This window comes from Lacticaseibacillus sp. 22 (assembly GCF_055413445.1).
This window is the reverse complement of record NZ_JBVAYD010000001.1, coordinates 226,001-242,579: the sequence shown is the minus strand read 5'-3', so window position 1 is coordinate 242,579 and position 16,579 is coordinate 226,001. Positions and strand designations below refer to the sequence as shown.

The following is a 16,579-nucleotide window of genomic DNA, read 5'->3' as shown; positions in this document are numbered from 1 at the left end:
GCCAAAAAGAAAGCGATTTCGATTGACAACAATCTATTTTGCCAATCTAACTCGCTGTGCGATCCAATTTTGTCCCGCCGACTTTAATACTCGGCACGCTTTCATTAAAAGAGAAAAACCTAAGGCCAAATTAGAATTTATTGCGTCCTATTGCACTGAAACGTGAATCAGTCGTGCAAGAAAATGAGAAGTGCGTTAAGATTATGACATAACGTTTCATGGTGAAAGGAGCTTTTTAATGACAAGTGAAGTACGCTATCAAGACGATTTATATCAAGCAGTGAACGGTGCTTGGATGAAACAAGCGGTTATTCCTGACGACAAAAGTAGTACCGGCGGGTTTCAGGATCTTGCCGATGAAGTCGAGGAGAAGATGATGGCTGACTTTGCCGCGGTTTCAGATGGCAAAAAGCAGGCACCTGACAAGTATTTTGCCCAGGCAGTAACGCTGTATCAACAGGCTAAGGACTTTAAAACGCGGGACGCTGCCGGATTTGCCCCGGCTGAACCGCGCTTAAACCTGGTGAAGGGCATTAAAGACCTGGCGGATTACAACCAACGCGCTGCTAATTTGCTTCAGGAGCATTTAATCGATCCGCCATTCAACTTTTTTGTTGATGCCGACATGAAAGATACCAGCAAAAATGTGATTAATCTGATGGGGCCAAAAACGATTTTGCCGGATACGTCTTATTACGCTAAGGACAATCAAAATGGCGCGCAATTGCTTGGCATTTTCAAAGACATGATGCAGCAACTGTTGGCGTACACTGATTTGGACGAAGCCGCACAAAAGGCCACTTTGGAAGGCGCGTTGGCGTTTGATGCCGAAATTGCCAAGCACGTCAAGAGTTCTGAAGAATGGGCCGATTATCCTAAGGCCTATAACCCAACGCCAACTAGCACGGTCATTGAGAAGCTCAAGCCGTTTAATTTTGAAAACCTCTTAAAGACGATTTTCAAGAATGTGCCGGAAACAATTGTTGTTGCGGATCCGCGCTTTTTGAATGAATTTGACCAGTTATTTAATGAAGCCAACTTCAAGCTTTATCGCGACTGGCTTTATGTCATGACGCTAGGTGACGTGGCCGGCTTCTTGAGCGAACCATTGCGGCAATTGAGCGGTACATATAACCGCGCATTATCTGGTGCACCGAAATCGCCTGATCAGCTTAAGCATGCTTATCGGGTCGCCAACCGGTACTTCAGCGAACCAATTGGCATTTATTATGGGCGGACCTACTTTGGGGAAAAAGCAAAAGCCGATGTCACCCAGCTAGTTGAAAAGATGATTGCAACTTACAAACAGCGCTTAGCTAACTCTGACTGGCTATCTCAGCCAACGAAAGACAAAGCCATTCTTAAGTTAAATAAGATGGTATTAAAAATGGGGTATCCGGATCATCCTGAAGCCATTTACGATCTGCTCCATGTTGATCCCAATCGCTCATTGCTAGAAAACTTATTTGCCATGCGCAAGGTGCAAGTACAGTATAACTTTGATAAACTGACGAAACCCGTTGATCGCACGGTATGGAACATGCCCGGACACTTGGTGAATGCCAGCTATGATCCGTCCAAAAACGACATTACTTTCCCAGCCGCCATTCTACAGGCACCATTTTATTCCTTAAAGCAAACCGCTTCGGAAAATCTTGGCGGGATTGGCGCGGTCATTGCGCACGAAATTTCTCATGGATTCGACAACAATGGTGCCCAGTTCGATGAGTACGGCAACATGGCCAACTGGTGGCAAAAAGCCGATTTTGATCACTTCCATGAATTGACCCAAGCCATGATTGACGAATTTGACGGTCTGGAAACGGCAGCCGGCAAAGTAAACGGCAAATTAGTGGTTTCGGAAAATATTGCCGATGCCGGCGGATTAGCAGCGGCGTTGGATACGGCTAAACGGGAAAAGGATGCTGATTTACGCGCATTCTTCATCAATTGGGCGCGCATTTGGCGTTCGAAGTCTCGTTTAGAGCGCGCCAAGATGTTGTTAGCAGTCGATGTCCACGCACCCCATGAATTACGGGCCAACATCCAACCGCGCAATTTAGATGATTGGTATACAACTTTTGATGTTCAACCAGGCGATGGCATGTACTTACCGCCGGAAAAACGCGTTCAAATCTGGTAGCACCATCCGCATCGGCTCACTTGAGCCGATGCTTTTTTGGATCAAAGTATCATCTTCACGGTCAAGCGGATTAGGTGAGCGAACACTGGCCAAGATAAAGGATGATGTGTGAAAGGGAATACAAAGTGCCGCTAATGGGCTATAATTGTTATAGGAAAGCACTTGTGATAATTAGGACTGATAGGAAGTAGGGGAGAACATGGAACTGCAGACGTTGCGCAACTTCATTGAAATTGCAGATCATGGCAGTATTACCGCTGCAGCCAGAACATTAGGTATATCTCAGCCAGGGCTATCGCGCCAGCTCAAGGATCTGGAAAAAGAGCTGGGCGTCAAGTTGCTCATTCGGGGTAATCGCCGCGTCACCTTGACCGAAGATGGTACCTATCTACTAAATCGAGCACGCGAATTGACCGCCATTGCCGAACGGACCAAAAATAATTTACAAGGCAAACATGCCTTGGGCGGTGATCTCTATATCGGTGCAGGCGAAACTAGCGGCAAACAACTCATGCTCCAGTTAGCGCAATCTTTGCGGCTTCAGTATCCCAGCTTACATGTCCACGTGACGTATGGATCAGATGAAAGTCTGGTAGCTAACCTGGAAGCCGGCATGTATGACTTTATTCTGCGTCCGGGTAAAGAGCATACGCAATATGAACGGTTGTTGTTACCCATGCGTGATGCGTGGGGAATCTTGATGGACACCGACGATCCCCTTACTGATAACCTGTTAATTACGCCAAATGATATCAGTGACAGTGAACTGATCCTGCCACGAGCAACGCACATCCGCAATAGTTTTGAACATTGGCTTGGCCAGGGATTGGATCCAGCCTATATTGTCGGAACTTATGACTTAACTGCTGATGCATTAGGCATGACAGCAGTCGGTTTGGGGCGGGCATTGTGCCTGGAATATCTGGCTACCCAAACGTCTAATACCTCCTTAACTTTTCGTCCGTTAGCGCCTGCACTAGCCGATCCGGTTGCGTTGGTCTGGAAACGGGATCGGGAGCTTTCGCGTATCGCGCAACACTTTTTGGAACTTGTCCACGAAAAGATTGCGTCTGATAAAACCGAACCCTAATCTCGTGGTCAGGTTATAAGCAAAAGCCGGTCACCATTCTACGCGTCATTTATCAGAATTGGCGCCAGCATTTACACGATTTCAGGCAAACAAAAACAGCCTTTGAGACATAACTAATTGTCTGCAAAGGCTGTTTTGCTGTCATGAGCAAGGTCATTTTAATCCTTGTGCCCTTTATCTTCAGTCGAGAATGAATAATCATCGTCTTCCATTGCTTCGACCTGACCGAGACGGTAACCATTACCGACCTGTGAGAAGAAATCATGGTTAGCCGTTGATGTTGAAATACCGTTCATCACAATCGGATTAACGTCATCGGCGGTATCCGGAAAGGCGGTTTCCTGTCCCAGATTCATCAGGGCCTTATTGGCGTTATAACGCAGGAAAGTCAAAACTTCATCGGTCCATTTGGTTTTAGCGTAGAGATCGTTCGTATACTTTTCTTCGTTTTCATAAAGGTCGTATAACAGATCGTACATCCAATCCTGCAGTTGTTGTTGCTCTGCTTCCGGCAATTCATTGAAGCCTAACTGGAATTTATAGCCGATATAGGTTCCGTGAACACTTTCATCCCGAATAATCAGCTTGATAATTTCCGCCACATTCGTCAGCTTGTTGTTGCCCAGGTAATAAAGCGGGGTAAAGAAGCCTGAATAAAACAGGAACGTTTCCAGGAAAACACTGGCAATTTTCTTTTGTAGTGCCGAGCCGTTGTGATAGATGTCATTGATTTTGTTGGCCTTGTACTGCAAATGCTCATTGTGATTGGTCCAGTCAAAGATTTCATCGATCTCGGCAGGCGTGTTCAGCGTCGAGAAAATTGATGAATAACTCTTCGCATGGACACTTTCCATAAACTGAATATTATTAAGCACCGCGGTTTCCTGTTGGGTCCGGATGTTTTGGCGTAAACTTGCCATACCGTCTTGACTTTGCAGGGTATCCAGTAAAGTCAGCCCGCCGAAAACGTGGCCAACGACCCATTGTTCATCCGGACTCAATGAACGCCAATCGTCCAAATCGTTGGACAAGGGGATTCGGGTGTCGAGCCAAAACTGTTCGGTTAATTTTTCCCAAGTGGCTTTATCTACTTCATCTTCAATTGCATTCCAGTTAATCGCAATATACTGTTTTGCCATTTTCTTCGCTCCTTATGTAAAAACAGGGGAGATCCCCCTGTTAAAAGATTATCAAATTGAGCAACTTTCACAAGCGTTGCTGCCGATTTCTTCTTGGTCATCGGTATAAGTCCGGATGTAGTAAATGGACTTAATGCCCTTATAATGAGCGTAATTCCGCAAGATGTTCAAGTCCCGGGTAGTCATTTTATTCGTGCGTCCATCTTTCCACGGATAAAGTCCGGCTGGGATGGTACTGCGCATAAACAACGTCATCGCCATTCCTTGGTCAACATGTTGTTGCGCAGCGGCATAAACATCGATCACTTTACGCATATCAATGTCATAGGCGCTTTGATAGTAAGGCATCGTATCATTGGACAGTCCCGGTGCCGGGTAATAAATGGTACCGATTTTCTTTTCCTGACGATCCTCAATCCGGTTGACAATTGGCTGCAATGAAGCGCTGGTGTCGTTGATATAGCTAATTGAGCCATTAGGTGCAACTGCCATCCGGTTTTGATGGTACAAACCGTTTTTCATCACATCTTCTTTAAGTGCCTGCCAATCAGCCTGCGTTGGAATGTGAATGTTTTTGAACAAGTCGCGAACTTTATCGTACTTCGGCGCCCAAGTTTGATTGAGATACTTGTCAAAATAACTGCCATCTGCGTACTTGCTATTTTCAAAGTTGTGGAAGGATTCGCCGCGTTCCTTAGCGATCTTATTGGAAGCTTTGAGCGTGTAGTAATTAAGCAGTAGGAAGTAGATGTTAGTGAAATCCAGGCTTTCCGGTGAACCATAATACATGTGGTTCTTGGCAAAATAGGTATGCAGGCCCATCGCACCAAGACCAATGCTGTGAGCAAGGTGATTGCCGTGCTGCACGGACGGCACAACGTCAATGTTGCTGTGATCCGTGACATAAGTGAGCGCGCGTACCATGGCTTCGACGCTATGACCAAAATCACGGCTGTGCATCAGGTTAGGAATATTCGTACTCCCCAGGTTGCATGAAACATCTGTCCCTAAGACCTCGTACTCCTGACGATTATTGAGCTTAGACGGAACCTGAACCTGCATAATCTCAGAACACAGGTTGCTCATGATAATCTTACCTTCGATCGGATTGGCACGATTGGCTGTATCGATATTAATGATGTATGGATAGCCGGATTCTTGCTGCAACTTGGAGATCTCGTTTTCCAAGTCGCGCGCTTTAATCTTGTATTTCTTAATATCAGGATTGGCTACCATCTTGTCGTATTCCTTCGTGATATCCACGTAAGAAAATGGCTTGCCATACGCGCGTTCGACTGAATAAGGGGAGAAGAGGTACATGTCAGCGTTAGCCTTGATGAGTTCGTAGTATTTATCTGGCACAATCACACCAAGGCTCAACGTTTTCACCCGATACTTTTCATCGGCATTTTCCTTCTTAGCGCCTAGGAAGCTGATGATATCCGGATGGAAGACGTTCAAATAAACAACCCCGGCACCTTGGCGCTGACCCAGCTGGTTACTGTAGGAGAATGAATCTTCCAGCAACTTCATGACCGGCAAGACACCACTGGCAGCACCGTCAATGCCCTTGATCGGTGCACCGGCTTCACGCAGGTTCGACAGTGTCAAGCCGACACCGCCGCCGATACGGGAAAGTTCCAAAGCCGAGTTGATTGCCCGGCCAATTGAATTCATGTCATCGGTGATTTGCAACAGGAAACAAGAGACCAGTTCACCACGCCGCGCCCGACCTGCATTCAGGAAGGATGGGGTAGCCGGCTGATAGCGCTGATGAATCATCTCATCGGCTAAGTCAACGGCCAAATCTTCGTTACCATCCGCAAAGAAAAGGGCATTAGCGAAAACGCGATCTTTGTAATCTTCAAGATATTGCGTTCCGTCATCGGTTTTTAACGCGTACTGAGCATAATATTTATACGCAGCCATGAACGACTTAAATTGGAAATGCTGGGCAGTGAGAAACTGATTCAACTTCTCCAAAAAGGCTGGTTGATATTTCTTTAAAAAGTCGGCTTCATAATAGTGATGTTCAACCAGATACTTTAAGCGCTCCTGTAATGAAGCAAATTTCATGGTATTGGGTGCAACATTTTCGGTCAAAAAGGCCTGCAATGCTTCTTTATCTTTGTTAAGCGGAATTTGGTCGTTAACGGGAATGTTAATCTCGTTGTTAAGTGCGTAATAAGTAACCTCATCCGGACTAATGGTTTTTAGTGACATGCTAATCCCTGCTTTCGCTGCATTTAATCTTCCTTGCTAGTTTCGATGCGATAAAAAAACTGGCTGATCAAACAGCCAGTTGCTTCAAGGCATCCGGTCGGAACCCGGAGAATGAATCAAGCCCATCTGCTTCGAGAACGGGAACCTGCTGGAATCCCTTTTTCTTCAAGTAGTCGATGTATTCAGGTTCTTCGTTGATATTGTGTTCGGTAAATGAAATGTTATGGGTATCGAGGTAGCGCTTTGTCATCCGGCATTGCGGACAGCCATTGCGCGTAAACAGTGTGATGTTACGCATAGGTATCATCCTTTCTTGTTATCTTATGTCTTTTAGAATACTCAATATTGGGGTGCCTGTCAATGAAAAACACCATATCTTGGGGTTAATTTTTTTGATGCCCCCGAGCATATGGTGTCGATCCGATTTTTGCTTACTTTTAGTATACCAAGATTGCATAGTAAACGCCAGTGGCAACCGGTAAAAGGACGCGTTAAATATTGCTAATAACCATCACGCCAACGTGGTCGCTACTTTGAGGACTTTGAATGAGCGGCAAAAATGATTCAAAATAGGGGTGGCCTCAAGCAGGCATTATTTAGCTAGTTTACAATCGCCATTTGCTATACTATAGCAAAGTTTGAAAAAGAAGGCGGCACCATGGCGTTTGAAGAAATTTTTCTAGACCGCGAAGAACGAGACCGGTTAGCGATTTACGGCACTTTACGCGACGCACCCAACCACCAGCTTAACATTGTGACTACCTCAATGGCGCGCGGCGAAAGTTATCGGCAACTTCGCCGACTCATGGAGAAGGTAGCCGCTGATTTGCATGAAATTGATCCTGCTGCACCGCCGTTATTGCGCCGCGGTGATAACAATATGACGGCACCGCCTGCCATCAGTCGTGTTCGTTATCGCATCTTTTTATATCGGCGGTCACTGCCGGGGAAACTACTTGTCAAAACTTTGATGGCGCCCACGTCAACGCTTTCAGATCTATTGACTGAAACCGGGTTTTCCCGCGCTGCTTTTTTTCGCCGAATTTCCGCATTACGACTCTATTTGCGCCGAGCCGAAGTTTCGATTAATTTAACCCCGTTATCGCTGATCGGTTCTGAACCGCGAATTCGCCAAATCTATCGCCAATTATTGTGGCAACTGGTCGATATCGGGAATCCGTTGTTCGCCGATATTTTGCCTGAGTCGCGCCAACTCATCAAAGCGTTGCAAGCGGCCGGCATGGTACAACGCGATTTCTCGGTCGCCCAGTTGCTATTTTCAGCCAATATTAATTTGCATCGCCTTAAGGCCCACCACTCAATTGCCGGTACTTTGAACTTTTCTGCGCTCAAACCGCAGCCATCATTACCTAAAAAAATACCTGCTCCTTTAGCAAACTTGCCACGAGCCACTGCTGAAGCCGAGATGCTCTATCTTTATCTCGGACAATGGCGGATTCCACGCTTTCATACGGAACAACAATTTGATGCTGCCACCTTGGTCGGCTATCATGCCGCTAACGAGACGCCAGCATGGCAAACGGTCGCTAAGATTCGCGCCGAACTCAGCACACGACTCGTCGGAATTTCACCATCCGTGACCAATGATCTCGCCTTGGCGGGTAACTTGTTAAAAATTTTAATTAGCGAACGCATCTTTCCAGGCGGCGCTTACATTGATTTAACCAAAACCGCCAGTCCCATGCGCGCGTTTTATCCGCGTCTGGAGACAGCTATTAAGGCCTTTTTTGCCCGGGAGCTTCCAACTGAAAAATCCCGGCCTGAAATCGTTGACGGATTCTATCAGTTACTTTGGCCATTTATGACAGACAGTGCCGTTTCCGATAAACTCAAAGTGGCACTTGATCCCATGATGCCACAACCTTTGTACGAAACAGTCCGCCTTAATCTGATGCATCCCGCCTATATTCGACTGGTAACTGTTGCCCAACACCCGGACCTTGTGATTTCTGCTCAGGCGCTGGCTCCCGGTGAGGAACCGATTGTACCAGACACGCCTGTTTTTTATTTAGCGAGTGACAGGTTCGAGAGCTGGTCGGCACTTTATCAAGAATTGTTCCACCGCTCCCGCCAGCTCTTGCATCGTTAATCGGTGGCCGTTACTTTGTTGCTGGCAGAACAATCGGAAAATATAAGACGGGATCACACTATAACGCGCTCACCGGCGCAGAAGTCTGCGACTGAGGCCACTTATGTTCCGGTTTCTAACCGCGCCGGTTCGCGCTCAGCGTTGATGAAAATAGGTCATAGGTGCATACTAATAGTATTAGGAGATGAAGTAACCATGAAACGTGACAAGAAAGCTGATGAAGCGGCCGTCATTGATATGAATGACACGCTGATGGATTACGCTCACAAACGTCAGCCGCATGTTGATGATCTGGCCGAAGAACTGGCTAATCGGGCCAAAGATAATCTGGAAGCGATTGATACTTATTTAAACGATGGCGGCGAGGCGCGCAAAGAATATCAAGCGATTGCAGAGGGTTATTTGCGCGATAAGTATAATCTTGAGGGCGATGAGTTATTGGCGGCACGCGACGAGTTAGTTCATGCTGCGATTCATTATCTTCTTGGTCACACCAAGGTATTGGATGATTGGCAGCGTTAATGCGCGCGGCCCTGAAAGTCTCCAAGCGCGGGGTGTCGTTCAGTAGATGGCTTTAGTCCTTTTCGGTAACAATTTTATTTAATCGCGGTATCTTCATCAGCCATTTTTCAAAAAGCAACGCCGGTTCAACGAAGCATCACATCGTTGAACCGGCGTTGTTATCATTTGCGCCTTATAGAAAGTGAGCATGAACCGGCGCGTTTAGAAGACGAAGTGTAAGTGGCCTTAAGCGTGATGGCCGGGTTTTGGCCATTGCGCTTAAGGGGTGGTCCTTACATGCAGACTTCTGCGCCGGTGAGCGCGTTATAATGAAAGGCTTTTGAAGCAATTTAAAGAATAGGGGACAGGAGCCTGGAAAAGTCTTGCTTAAACCGTAACCACCAGCCTTGGTTCGAAATGATTTCCGGTGTCAGTAGATAGCTTTTGGCCATATCCGCTTGGAAGATTTCGGCCAAAGTTCCGGCAATTTTGCGATCGTAAATAAACGCATTTATTTCGAAGTTCAATTTGAAACTGCGGATATCAAAATTTGCCGAGCCAACACTGGCAATCGCATCATCGACGACAACGGTTTTGGCGTGCATGAAACCGTGCTGGTAGTGATAAATTTTAACCCCTGATCGCGCCAGATAATTGGCATAATATTGCGTAGCGCGGAAAATAAAGGGATGATCCGGCATATCCGGCACCATAATTCGGACATCAATGCCGGACATCGCCGCCGAGACTAAAGCATCGATTACCGTATCATCTGGCACCAGATAGGGGCTCTGAATCCAAACTGATTTGGTAGCGCTAGTGATTAACTTGGTGTACCCCAGCTTGATTTGTTGGGTGGGGCGGTCAGGTCCGGATGCAACAATTTGAATCGGCGTGCTGCCTGCGGTCATACTTTCGCTGGTCAGATCCTCGGCACCGCTTTGTTCGACGTTATAGGCAATTTCTTTTTGCTTATCGACAGTTGCGTTCCAATCCATTGTAAAGCGAATTTTCAACGCATAAATGGTGTTCCCGACAATGCGTAAATGTGTATCGCGCCAGTAACCGAATTTCGGTTTGCGCGAAACATATTGATCACCGACATTAAAACCGCCAATATAGCCAACGTGATCATCAATCACAACGATCTTGCGGTGATCGCGATAGTTAAGCCGAAAGTCGGTGATGGGATGTTTCGAGCTAAAATAGCTTTCTGCCTGTCCGCCGACATCAGTGAGCCGCCGCCACCATTTAGCCGAGGCACCCATTGAACCCCAGGCATCATACAAAACCTTCACGGTCACACCTTGCTTGGCTTTTTTTATAAGTAGTTGTTGAAACTGATTACCCAGCTCGTCGTTATAAATGGTGTAATACTCAACATAGATATAATGTTTAGCCGCTTCGATATCACGAAATAACGCCGCAAACTTTTTTTCGCCATCCGTGTAAAGTTGAACCTGGTTGTGCGCAAGTACCGGTGCTTGGGCCGTATTAAGAAAAAAGGCCGTTAACGCCTTAGCTGCTGGCGTGTAATCCGTAGGCGGCAATAGCTTATTGCGCGCATTTTCATGTTTTTGAAGTGACACGAAGGCTTTCACGCCAGATTCATATTCGCGTTGAATCCGCCGCAACTTCTTGGTTGACAAGCCGCGACCGGCAAATAGATAAAAACCAAAACCAATAATCGGCAGGAAGATCAGCACAAGTAACCAAGCCCAGGTCGTTGAGATATCGCGGACTTCGCGGAGGACGGTGAAAATCGCCCCAATGGTATTCAAAACCAAAATAATAATAATTAGCCACGTAATGAGCGACATACCGCACCTCCATGAAGAATAATTTTATTGTACCCAAGCCAACGGTCACTGTCACGTTATAGTATAGAAGCGCTAAGCAGAATTCGGTATACCATTGCAAGTTTAGCCAGTCGCTTTTTCAAGAAATTTTCGCTTGGGGGTTTACTTACTAATAGTCAGTTGGTAAACTTATGCTTGTTCTCACATGCGTTGCCCCGCCTTTAACGTTCACAGCCAGTGATAGGTAAGGGTGGTTTTGACGGTGTGTGCCCGAACACGTATTGATTAATAATAAAAAGGTGGTTATCTCGTGAATCAAGATCTTCTAAATCTGCTCAAACAACGCCGCTCCATCTATGCACTCGGCAAGGATATCAAACAAAATCCTGACGAGTTGGTTGCATTAATCGAATCCGTTATTCAAGAAACACCAACAGCCTTTAACTCACAGGCTACTCGGGCCGTTTTCCTGTTTGGCGAGCAACATGATAAATTATGGGACATTGTGGTCAAGCGCTTAAAGAGTGAAGTGCCAAGCGAGGAAGCCTACGAGGCAACCAAGAAAAAAATTGCCGGTTTTAAAGCCGCTTTTGCAACCATTTTATACTTCACTGACACCGATGTCGTAAAACAGTTAGAGAAAAATTTCCCGCTGTATGCCGATAACTTTGCAACTTGGGCAGAACAGTCTCAAGGATCAGCTCAGCTTAACACGTGGGTAACGCTGGCTAACAACGGTATCGGTGCTAACCTGCAGCATTACAACCCGATCATTGACGACCTTGTCCGCGAAGCTTTTGATATCCCGGCAAACTGGCAGTTACGTGCTCAGATGCCATTCGGCTCCATCGAAGGCGAAGCAAATGCCAAGGATTACATGGATCGTGAGCAACAATTCAAAGTTCTTAAATAATCAGCTATAACCCAAGCTGGTACGTTTCGATCAAAAAGCCTGAAACTTCCAATATTGCTGGAGTTTCAGGCTTTTTTTTACGTCAATCGATCCATGAAACGACAAGATGACTGACACTAACTTTCAGTTTCGGCTTGGTGCAAACCTTGTTGAGCCAGGTGATGGGCACCGCGATTTTGCCGATCCGGGATCCAGTTGGGTAATACCAGCGGAAACTCGTCAATTAAGCTCAGCAGCTCTGCCGTTAACGCCGGATAGTGTTTGGCATAGCGCTTTTCAATGGCTTGAATCACTAACTTGGAATCGCTGTAGTAAGCGACTGTGCCTGTTGTCAAGCTGGATTCAATCAATAATTTAAACCCGGCAATGGCAGCAGCAAATTCCGCTTCGTGGTTGCTCATCGCAGGTAAAGCGGCATGATGTTGAATTTGCTGAGGCAATCCGCTAACCAGAATGCCGATGCCAGCCGGTCCCGGGTTGCCTTTTGTAGCGCCATCTGTGTATAGTTTAAGCATGATTTCTCCTAAGGAAGTGGCAAATTGGCAGGATATCGAACACATTATCAACCTGCATGGATCGATTTTAGCATGTTTTGGAGCGCGATCGTATTTGGACTTAGTTTAGCGATCATTCTTCAGCTGGAAAGCACCAGTTTATCATGGCTGGCGGTCGCGGTTGCAGGCGTCACAATTTTAGTTGCGATTGTTCAAATCTTATTGCTCCGCCTAGTCGCAACGCCCAAAGGCCTTCGTTTAACCAGCTTTTTTAAAAGTAACACGATTAATTTAGCTTGGGCGGACATTGAGGACTTTACGAATGGCCGTTTGACCGTTATGCTTAAAACCAAACAATACGGTCGCGTTTCGTTTCTGATGTTCGGCAAAAAGCGAAAACAAAAAATCGTGGCGTTGATCAAAAAACGTTTGGAAACATCCACTAAATAAGGAGTGTGTTGTATGTCTGATATTGAAATTGCCCAGGCTAACGAAGCCAGCTCAATGTGGCCAATCACGAAAGTTGCCGCAAGTATCGGTTTAACCGCTGACGATTTGGAACTTTATGGCAAATCAAAAGCCAAACTCAGCTTTACGGCGCTTAATGCGTTGAAAGATAAGCCGTTTGGCAAGCTCGTTTTGGTCACATCCATCAATCCGACCCCCGCCGGTGAAGGCAAATCAACCATTACTGTCGGCTTAGGTGATGCTTTGCAACAACGCGGCCAGCATCCTGTTATCGCATTGCGGGAACCTTCGTTAGGTCCGGTCATGGGAATGAAAGGCGGCGCAACCGGTGGCGGCTATGCGCAAGTGGTACCGATGGAAGATATTAACTTACATTTCACCGGTGACATGCATGCTTTGACCACTGCCGTCGACACACTGGCCGCTTTAATCGACAATCATCTGCAGCAAGGAAACACACTCAATATTGACCCTCGCCGAATTTTGTGGAAGCGTGCGTTGGATATCAACGACCGGGCACTGCGCCATGTAACAATTGGCTTAGGCGGTCCAACCAGTGGCGTGCCGCGCGAAGATGGGTTTGACATTACGGTCGCCAGCGAATTAATGGCCGTTCTATGTCTGGCCGAAAACATTGCCGATCTAAAAGCAAGAATTGGCCGGATTGTGATTGGGTATACCTATGACCGCAAACCCGTCACGGTCGGCGATTTAAAAGTCACCGGTGCCATTGCCATGTTATTGCGCGATGCCCTGAAGCCTAACTTAGTACAGACACTTGAACATACGCCAGCATTTATTCATGGTGGCCCATTTGCCAACATCGCACATGGTTGTAATTCCGTTTTAGCAACCCGCACCGCTTTGCAACTGGGTAACATCGCGATTACGGAAGCTGGCTTCGGCGCTGATCTGGGCGGTGAAAAGTTCATGGATATCAAGACCCCCGTGTTAGGTAAAACCCCGGATGCTGTTGTCATCGTCGCAACCGTTCGCGCACTGAAGTATAACGGCGGGGTTGCATTAGCCGATCTGCAACAGGAAAACCTGGACGCGTTAGCTAAAGGTTTTGCCAATCTGAAACGCCATATCCACAGTATGCAAGGTTACGGTGTGCCGGTTGTCGTTGCGGTCAATCGGTTCACAAGTGACACCGATGCCGAAATCCAGTGGTTAATTGATGCCTGTGCCAAACTCAATGTCAAGGCGGTCACTGCAACGGTTTGGGCAGATGGTGGCCGCGGCGGTTTGGCAGTTGCGGATGCAGTTTTAGATGCTTTGAATCAGCCAAGTCACTTCACACCGCTTTATGATCGCAACAGCGACGTCAAAGAAAAAATCAAGACCATTGTTCAAAAGATTTATGGCGGGGCCGATGTTGTCTATGAAGGTAAAGCAAATGCTGCACTTCGAACCATCGCTAAGAACGGTTGGCAGGACTTACCGATTTGCATGGCTAAAACCCAGTATTCGTTAACCGATAACCCTAAAACACTAGGCGCTCCTGAAGGCTTCACCATTCATGTGCGCGATATTATCCCTAAGCTAGGCGCCGGGTTCCTGGTCGTCATGACCGGCACGGTTTTGACAATGCCAGGCTTACCAAAAGCACCAGCTGCTTTAAACATGGATGTTACCGACGATGGTAAGATTTCCGGACTTTTCTAATGAGGCCATCGCTACGATAAACGTTAACCGCCATTTTCAAGATGGCGGTTTTTCTTTGGGCGCGGTACACTAGGAAGCAAACATTAGATGCGCGGCTGAGGTAGGAGTCAGCTGATGCTTATATCATAACGCGCTCCCCGGCGCAGGGATCGGAGTATAAGGACCTTGGTCGCAATGGCCAAGGCCACTTATACTCCGATCCCTAACCGCGCCGGCTCGCGCTCACATCATAACGCGCTCCCCAGCGCAGAAGTCTGCGTGTAAGGACCTTGAGCGCAATGGCCAAAACCGGGCCATCACGCTCAAGGCCACTTACACTCCGACTTCTAACCGCGCTGGCTCGCGCTCAGGAGGATTTTTCTTTGCTTATTTATGTCATGGTTGCTGCTGTCTTGGTTTTGCTTGATTTTGGGATTAAGACTTGGGTTAGGGTTCATATTCCGCTTGGTGACAGTCAGTCATTAATTCCAGGTGTGATTGATCTCACCCATATCCGTAATACTGGTGCTGCTTTTTCGATGTTTGAAGGTAAGCAGTGGTTTTTTTACGTTACTACGATTCTAGCGTTTGTTGTTGTTGCCATGCTGTGGCGCGATAGTCTGCATAAACCGTTTTATCGGATGGGGTTGACCTTGATCACAGCGGGGGCGATTGGAAACTTTATTGATCGTTTGCGTTTTCGATATGTAACGGATATGTTCCATCTCGAATTTCTTGATCAGTGGCGTTTTAATGCGATTTTTAATTTTGCAGATGTCTGCATCACACTTGGGGTTATTTTCGTCTTGATCTACATTCTGTTTGATCGTGACAAGGCGGCGGTAGCATGAGCGATACCTTCACCATTACCACCGAAAGCGGCCGAATTGATAAGATCATCACGGCCCACGAGACCACCCACACCCGCAGCCAGGTGCAAAAATGGCTCCAAGACGGCTTGGTCACCGTTAATGGCAATCCCGTGAAAGCTAATTTTAAGGTGACGGCCGGTGATGTTGTTACAGTGACCATTCCGGAAGTTAAACCACTTAAGGCCGTTGCTGAACCGATTCCACTCGAGATTGTTTACGAAGACGATCAAGTCATTGTGGTTAACAAACCTCAAGGCATGGTTGTTCATCCGGCACCGGGTCATCCGGACGGCACGCTGGTGAATGGGTTGCTGTATCACACCAAGCTACCTGGCATTAATGGCGTCATTCGGCCTGGAATCGTTCATCGTATTGATAAAGATACGAGCGGCTTGCTAATGGTTGCAAAAACAGAAGCCGCCCAGCTAAGTCTATCCGCCCAGCTTAAGGCTAAAACGTCGATTCGGGAATATTTGGCACTGGTTCATGGTACTTTTAAAGAAGACGAGGGCACAATTGATGCGCCGTTGGGTCGGGACCCGCGCGATCGCAAACGCCAAGCAGTGGTCGCAGATGGCCGCCATGCTGTGACCCATTTTCAAGTACTGGAGCGCTTTACAAACTACACCTTGGTAAAATGCATTCTGGATACCGGGCGCACGCATCAGATTCGCGTACACATGGCTTACACCCATCACCCGGTAGCAGGCGATCCTCTCTATGGCCCTAAGCGTACCCTTCCTGGTCATGGTCAGTTTCTTCACGCGGCAAAACTCGGCTTCGTGCATCCGGTCACGGGAAAATTATTAACTTTTACCGCGCCGGTACCGCCAATTTTTGAAAAAACCTTAACCGATCTGCGTGCAGGCATTGACAAGACCCGCAACGTTCGGTAATCTTAACTCAATCGAACAAGCACCTTTAACTAAGTCCAGTGAGGCTTAGAAGGTTTCCTTTCCGTTGCGGCGGATTATTCAGGCTACGGTCGCCTTCTATCCAAATTGGGTAGGAGGCGTTTTTTGTTGAGCGTGAACCGGCGCGATTAGAAGTCGGAGTGTAAGTGGCCTCAGGCGTGATGGCCGGGCTTTGGTCATTGCGACTGAGGTCCTTACACGCAGACTTCTGCGCCGGGGAGCGCGTTATAGAAAGTGAGCGTGAACCAGCCCGGTTAGAAACCGGA

Annotated in this window: 14 protein-coding genes; 9 read left to right on the top strand and 5 right to left on the bottom strand. The window is 47.1% G+C overall.

The features are described from left to right. Window positions 1–238: 238 nt before the first annotated feature. Window positions 239–2,143 (top strand): M13 family metallopeptidase, encoded by a 1,905-nt coding sequence (locus ACWP87_RS01085; RefSeq protein WP_014569656.1) that lies wholly within the window; start codon window positions 239–241, stop codon window positions 2,141–2,143. Window positions 2,144–2,342: 199 nt separating this feature from the next. Next, window positions 2,343–3,233 carry a LysR family transcriptional regulator gene (locus tag ACWP87_RS01080; RefSeq protein ID WP_014569655.1) on the top strand — a complete coding sequence of 297 codons (891 nt, stop codon included), beginning with the start codon at window positions 2,343–2,345 and terminating at the stop codon, window positions 3,231–3,233. Window positions 3,234–3,391: 158 nt separating this feature from the next. Here ACWP87_RS01080 and nrdF read toward each other — a convergent pair whose 3' ends face one another. From nrdF to nrdH, 3 genes are all read right to left on the bottom strand, one after another. Then, window positions 3,392–4,372 (bottom strand): class 1b ribonucleoside-diphosphate reductase subunit beta, encoded by a 981-nt coding sequence (gene nrdF, locus ACWP87_RS01075; RefSeq protein WP_005710444.1) that lies wholly within the window; start codon window positions 4,370–4,372, stop codon window positions 3,392–3,394. Window positions 4,373–4,423: 51 nt separating this feature from the next. Next, the gene (gene nrdE / locus ACWP87_RS01070; RefSeq protein WP_014569654.1) at window positions 4,424–6,595 is read right to left on the bottom strand and encodes a class 1b ribonucleoside-diphosphate reductase subunit alpha; all 2,172 of its coding nucleotides are present in this window, start codon (window positions 6,593–6,595) and stop codon (window positions 4,424–4,426) included. A 67-nt stretch (window positions 6,596–6,662) separates the two neighbouring features. After that, window positions 6,663–6,893: a glutaredoxin-like protein NrdH gene (gene nrdH / locus ACWP87_RS01065; protein WP_005685874.1), complete on the bottom strand. Its 231-nt coding sequence runs from the start codon at window positions 6,891–6,893 to the stop codon at window positions 6,663–6,665. Window positions 6,894–7,253: 360 nt separating this feature from the next. On the opposite strand from nrdH, the gene ACWP87_RS01060 reads away from it, so the two are divergent. Together ACWP87_RS01060 and ACWP87_RS01055 are read left to right on the top strand one after the other, a co-directional pair. Beyond that, on the top strand, window positions 7,254–8,705 hold the full coding sequence (locus ACWP87_RS01060; protein WP_014569653.1) for a helix-turn-helix domain-containing protein: 1,452 nt from the start codon (window positions 7,254–7,256) through the stop codon (window positions 8,703–8,705). Between the two features lie 195 nt (window positions 8,706–8,900). Beyond that, the gene (locus tag ACWP87_RS01055) at window positions 8,901–9,227 is read left to right on the top strand and encodes a hypothetical protein (RefSeq protein ID WP_005685871.1); all 327 of its coding nucleotides are present in this window, start codon (window positions 8,901–8,903) and stop codon (window positions 9,225–9,227) included. Window positions 9,228–9,556: 329 nt separating this feature from the next. On the opposite strand, the gene cls is transcribed toward ACWP87_RS01055, so the two are convergent. Then, window positions 9,557–11,026 (bottom strand): cardiolipin synthase, encoded by a 1,470-nt coding sequence (gene cls, locus ACWP87_RS01050; RefSeq protein WP_005716946.1) that lies wholly within the window; start codon window positions 11,024–11,026, stop codon window positions 9,557–9,559. Window positions 11,027–11,315: 289 nt separating this feature from the next. On the opposite strand from cls, the gene ACWP87_RS01045 reads away from it, so the two are divergent. After that, window positions 11,316–11,918 (top strand): nitroreductase family protein, encoded by a 603-nt coding sequence (locus ACWP87_RS01045; RefSeq protein ID WP_005689392.1) that lies wholly within the window; start codon window positions 11,316–11,318, stop codon window positions 11,916–11,918. Window positions 11,919–12,034: 116 nt separating this feature from the next. Here ACWP87_RS01045 and ACWP87_RS01040 read toward each other — a convergent pair whose 3' ends face one another. Further along, on the bottom strand, window positions 12,035–12,433 hold the full coding sequence (locus ACWP87_RS01040; protein WP_005689390.1) for a ribonuclease HI family protein: 399 nt from the start codon (window positions 12,431–12,433) through the stop codon (window positions 12,035–12,037). 24 nt (window positions 12,434–12,457) lie between these two features. Between ACWP87_RS01040 and ACWP87_RS01035 the strand changes: the two genes are divergently transcribed. The 4 genes from ACWP87_RS01035 (at window position 12,458) to ACWP87_RS01020 (ending at window position 16,295) form a co-directional block, all read left to right on the top strand. Next, window positions 12,458–12,862 (top strand): EbsA family protein, encoded by a 405-nt coding sequence (locus tag ACWP87_RS01035; RefSeq protein ID WP_015764950.1) that lies wholly within the window; start codon window positions 12,458–12,460, stop codon window positions 12,860–12,862. Window positions 12,863–12,874: 12 nt separating this feature from the next. Further along, complete coding sequence (locus ACWP87_RS01030) at window positions 12,875–14,548, top strand: formate--tetrahydrofolate ligase (RefSeq protein ID WP_014569651.1); 1,674 nt, start codon at window positions 12,875–12,877, stop codon at window positions 14,546–14,548. A 362-nt stretch (window positions 14,549–14,910) separates the two neighbouring features. Beyond that, a complete protein-coding gene (gene lspA / locus ACWP87_RS01025; protein ID WP_005685864.1) occupies window positions 14,911–15,378 on the top strand; it encodes a signal peptidase II in 468 nt (155 codons plus the stop codon). Next, the gene (locus tag ACWP87_RS01020) at window positions 15,375–16,295 is read left to right on the top strand and encodes an RluA family pseudouridine synthase (RefSeq protein ID WP_005685862.1); all 921 of its coding nucleotides are present in this window, start codon (window positions 15,375–15,377) and stop codon (window positions 16,293–16,295) included. Before lspA ends, ACWP87_RS01020 begins: the two co-directional genes overlap by 4 nt. The last annotated feature ends 284 nt before the right edge of the window (window positions 16,296–16,579 follow it).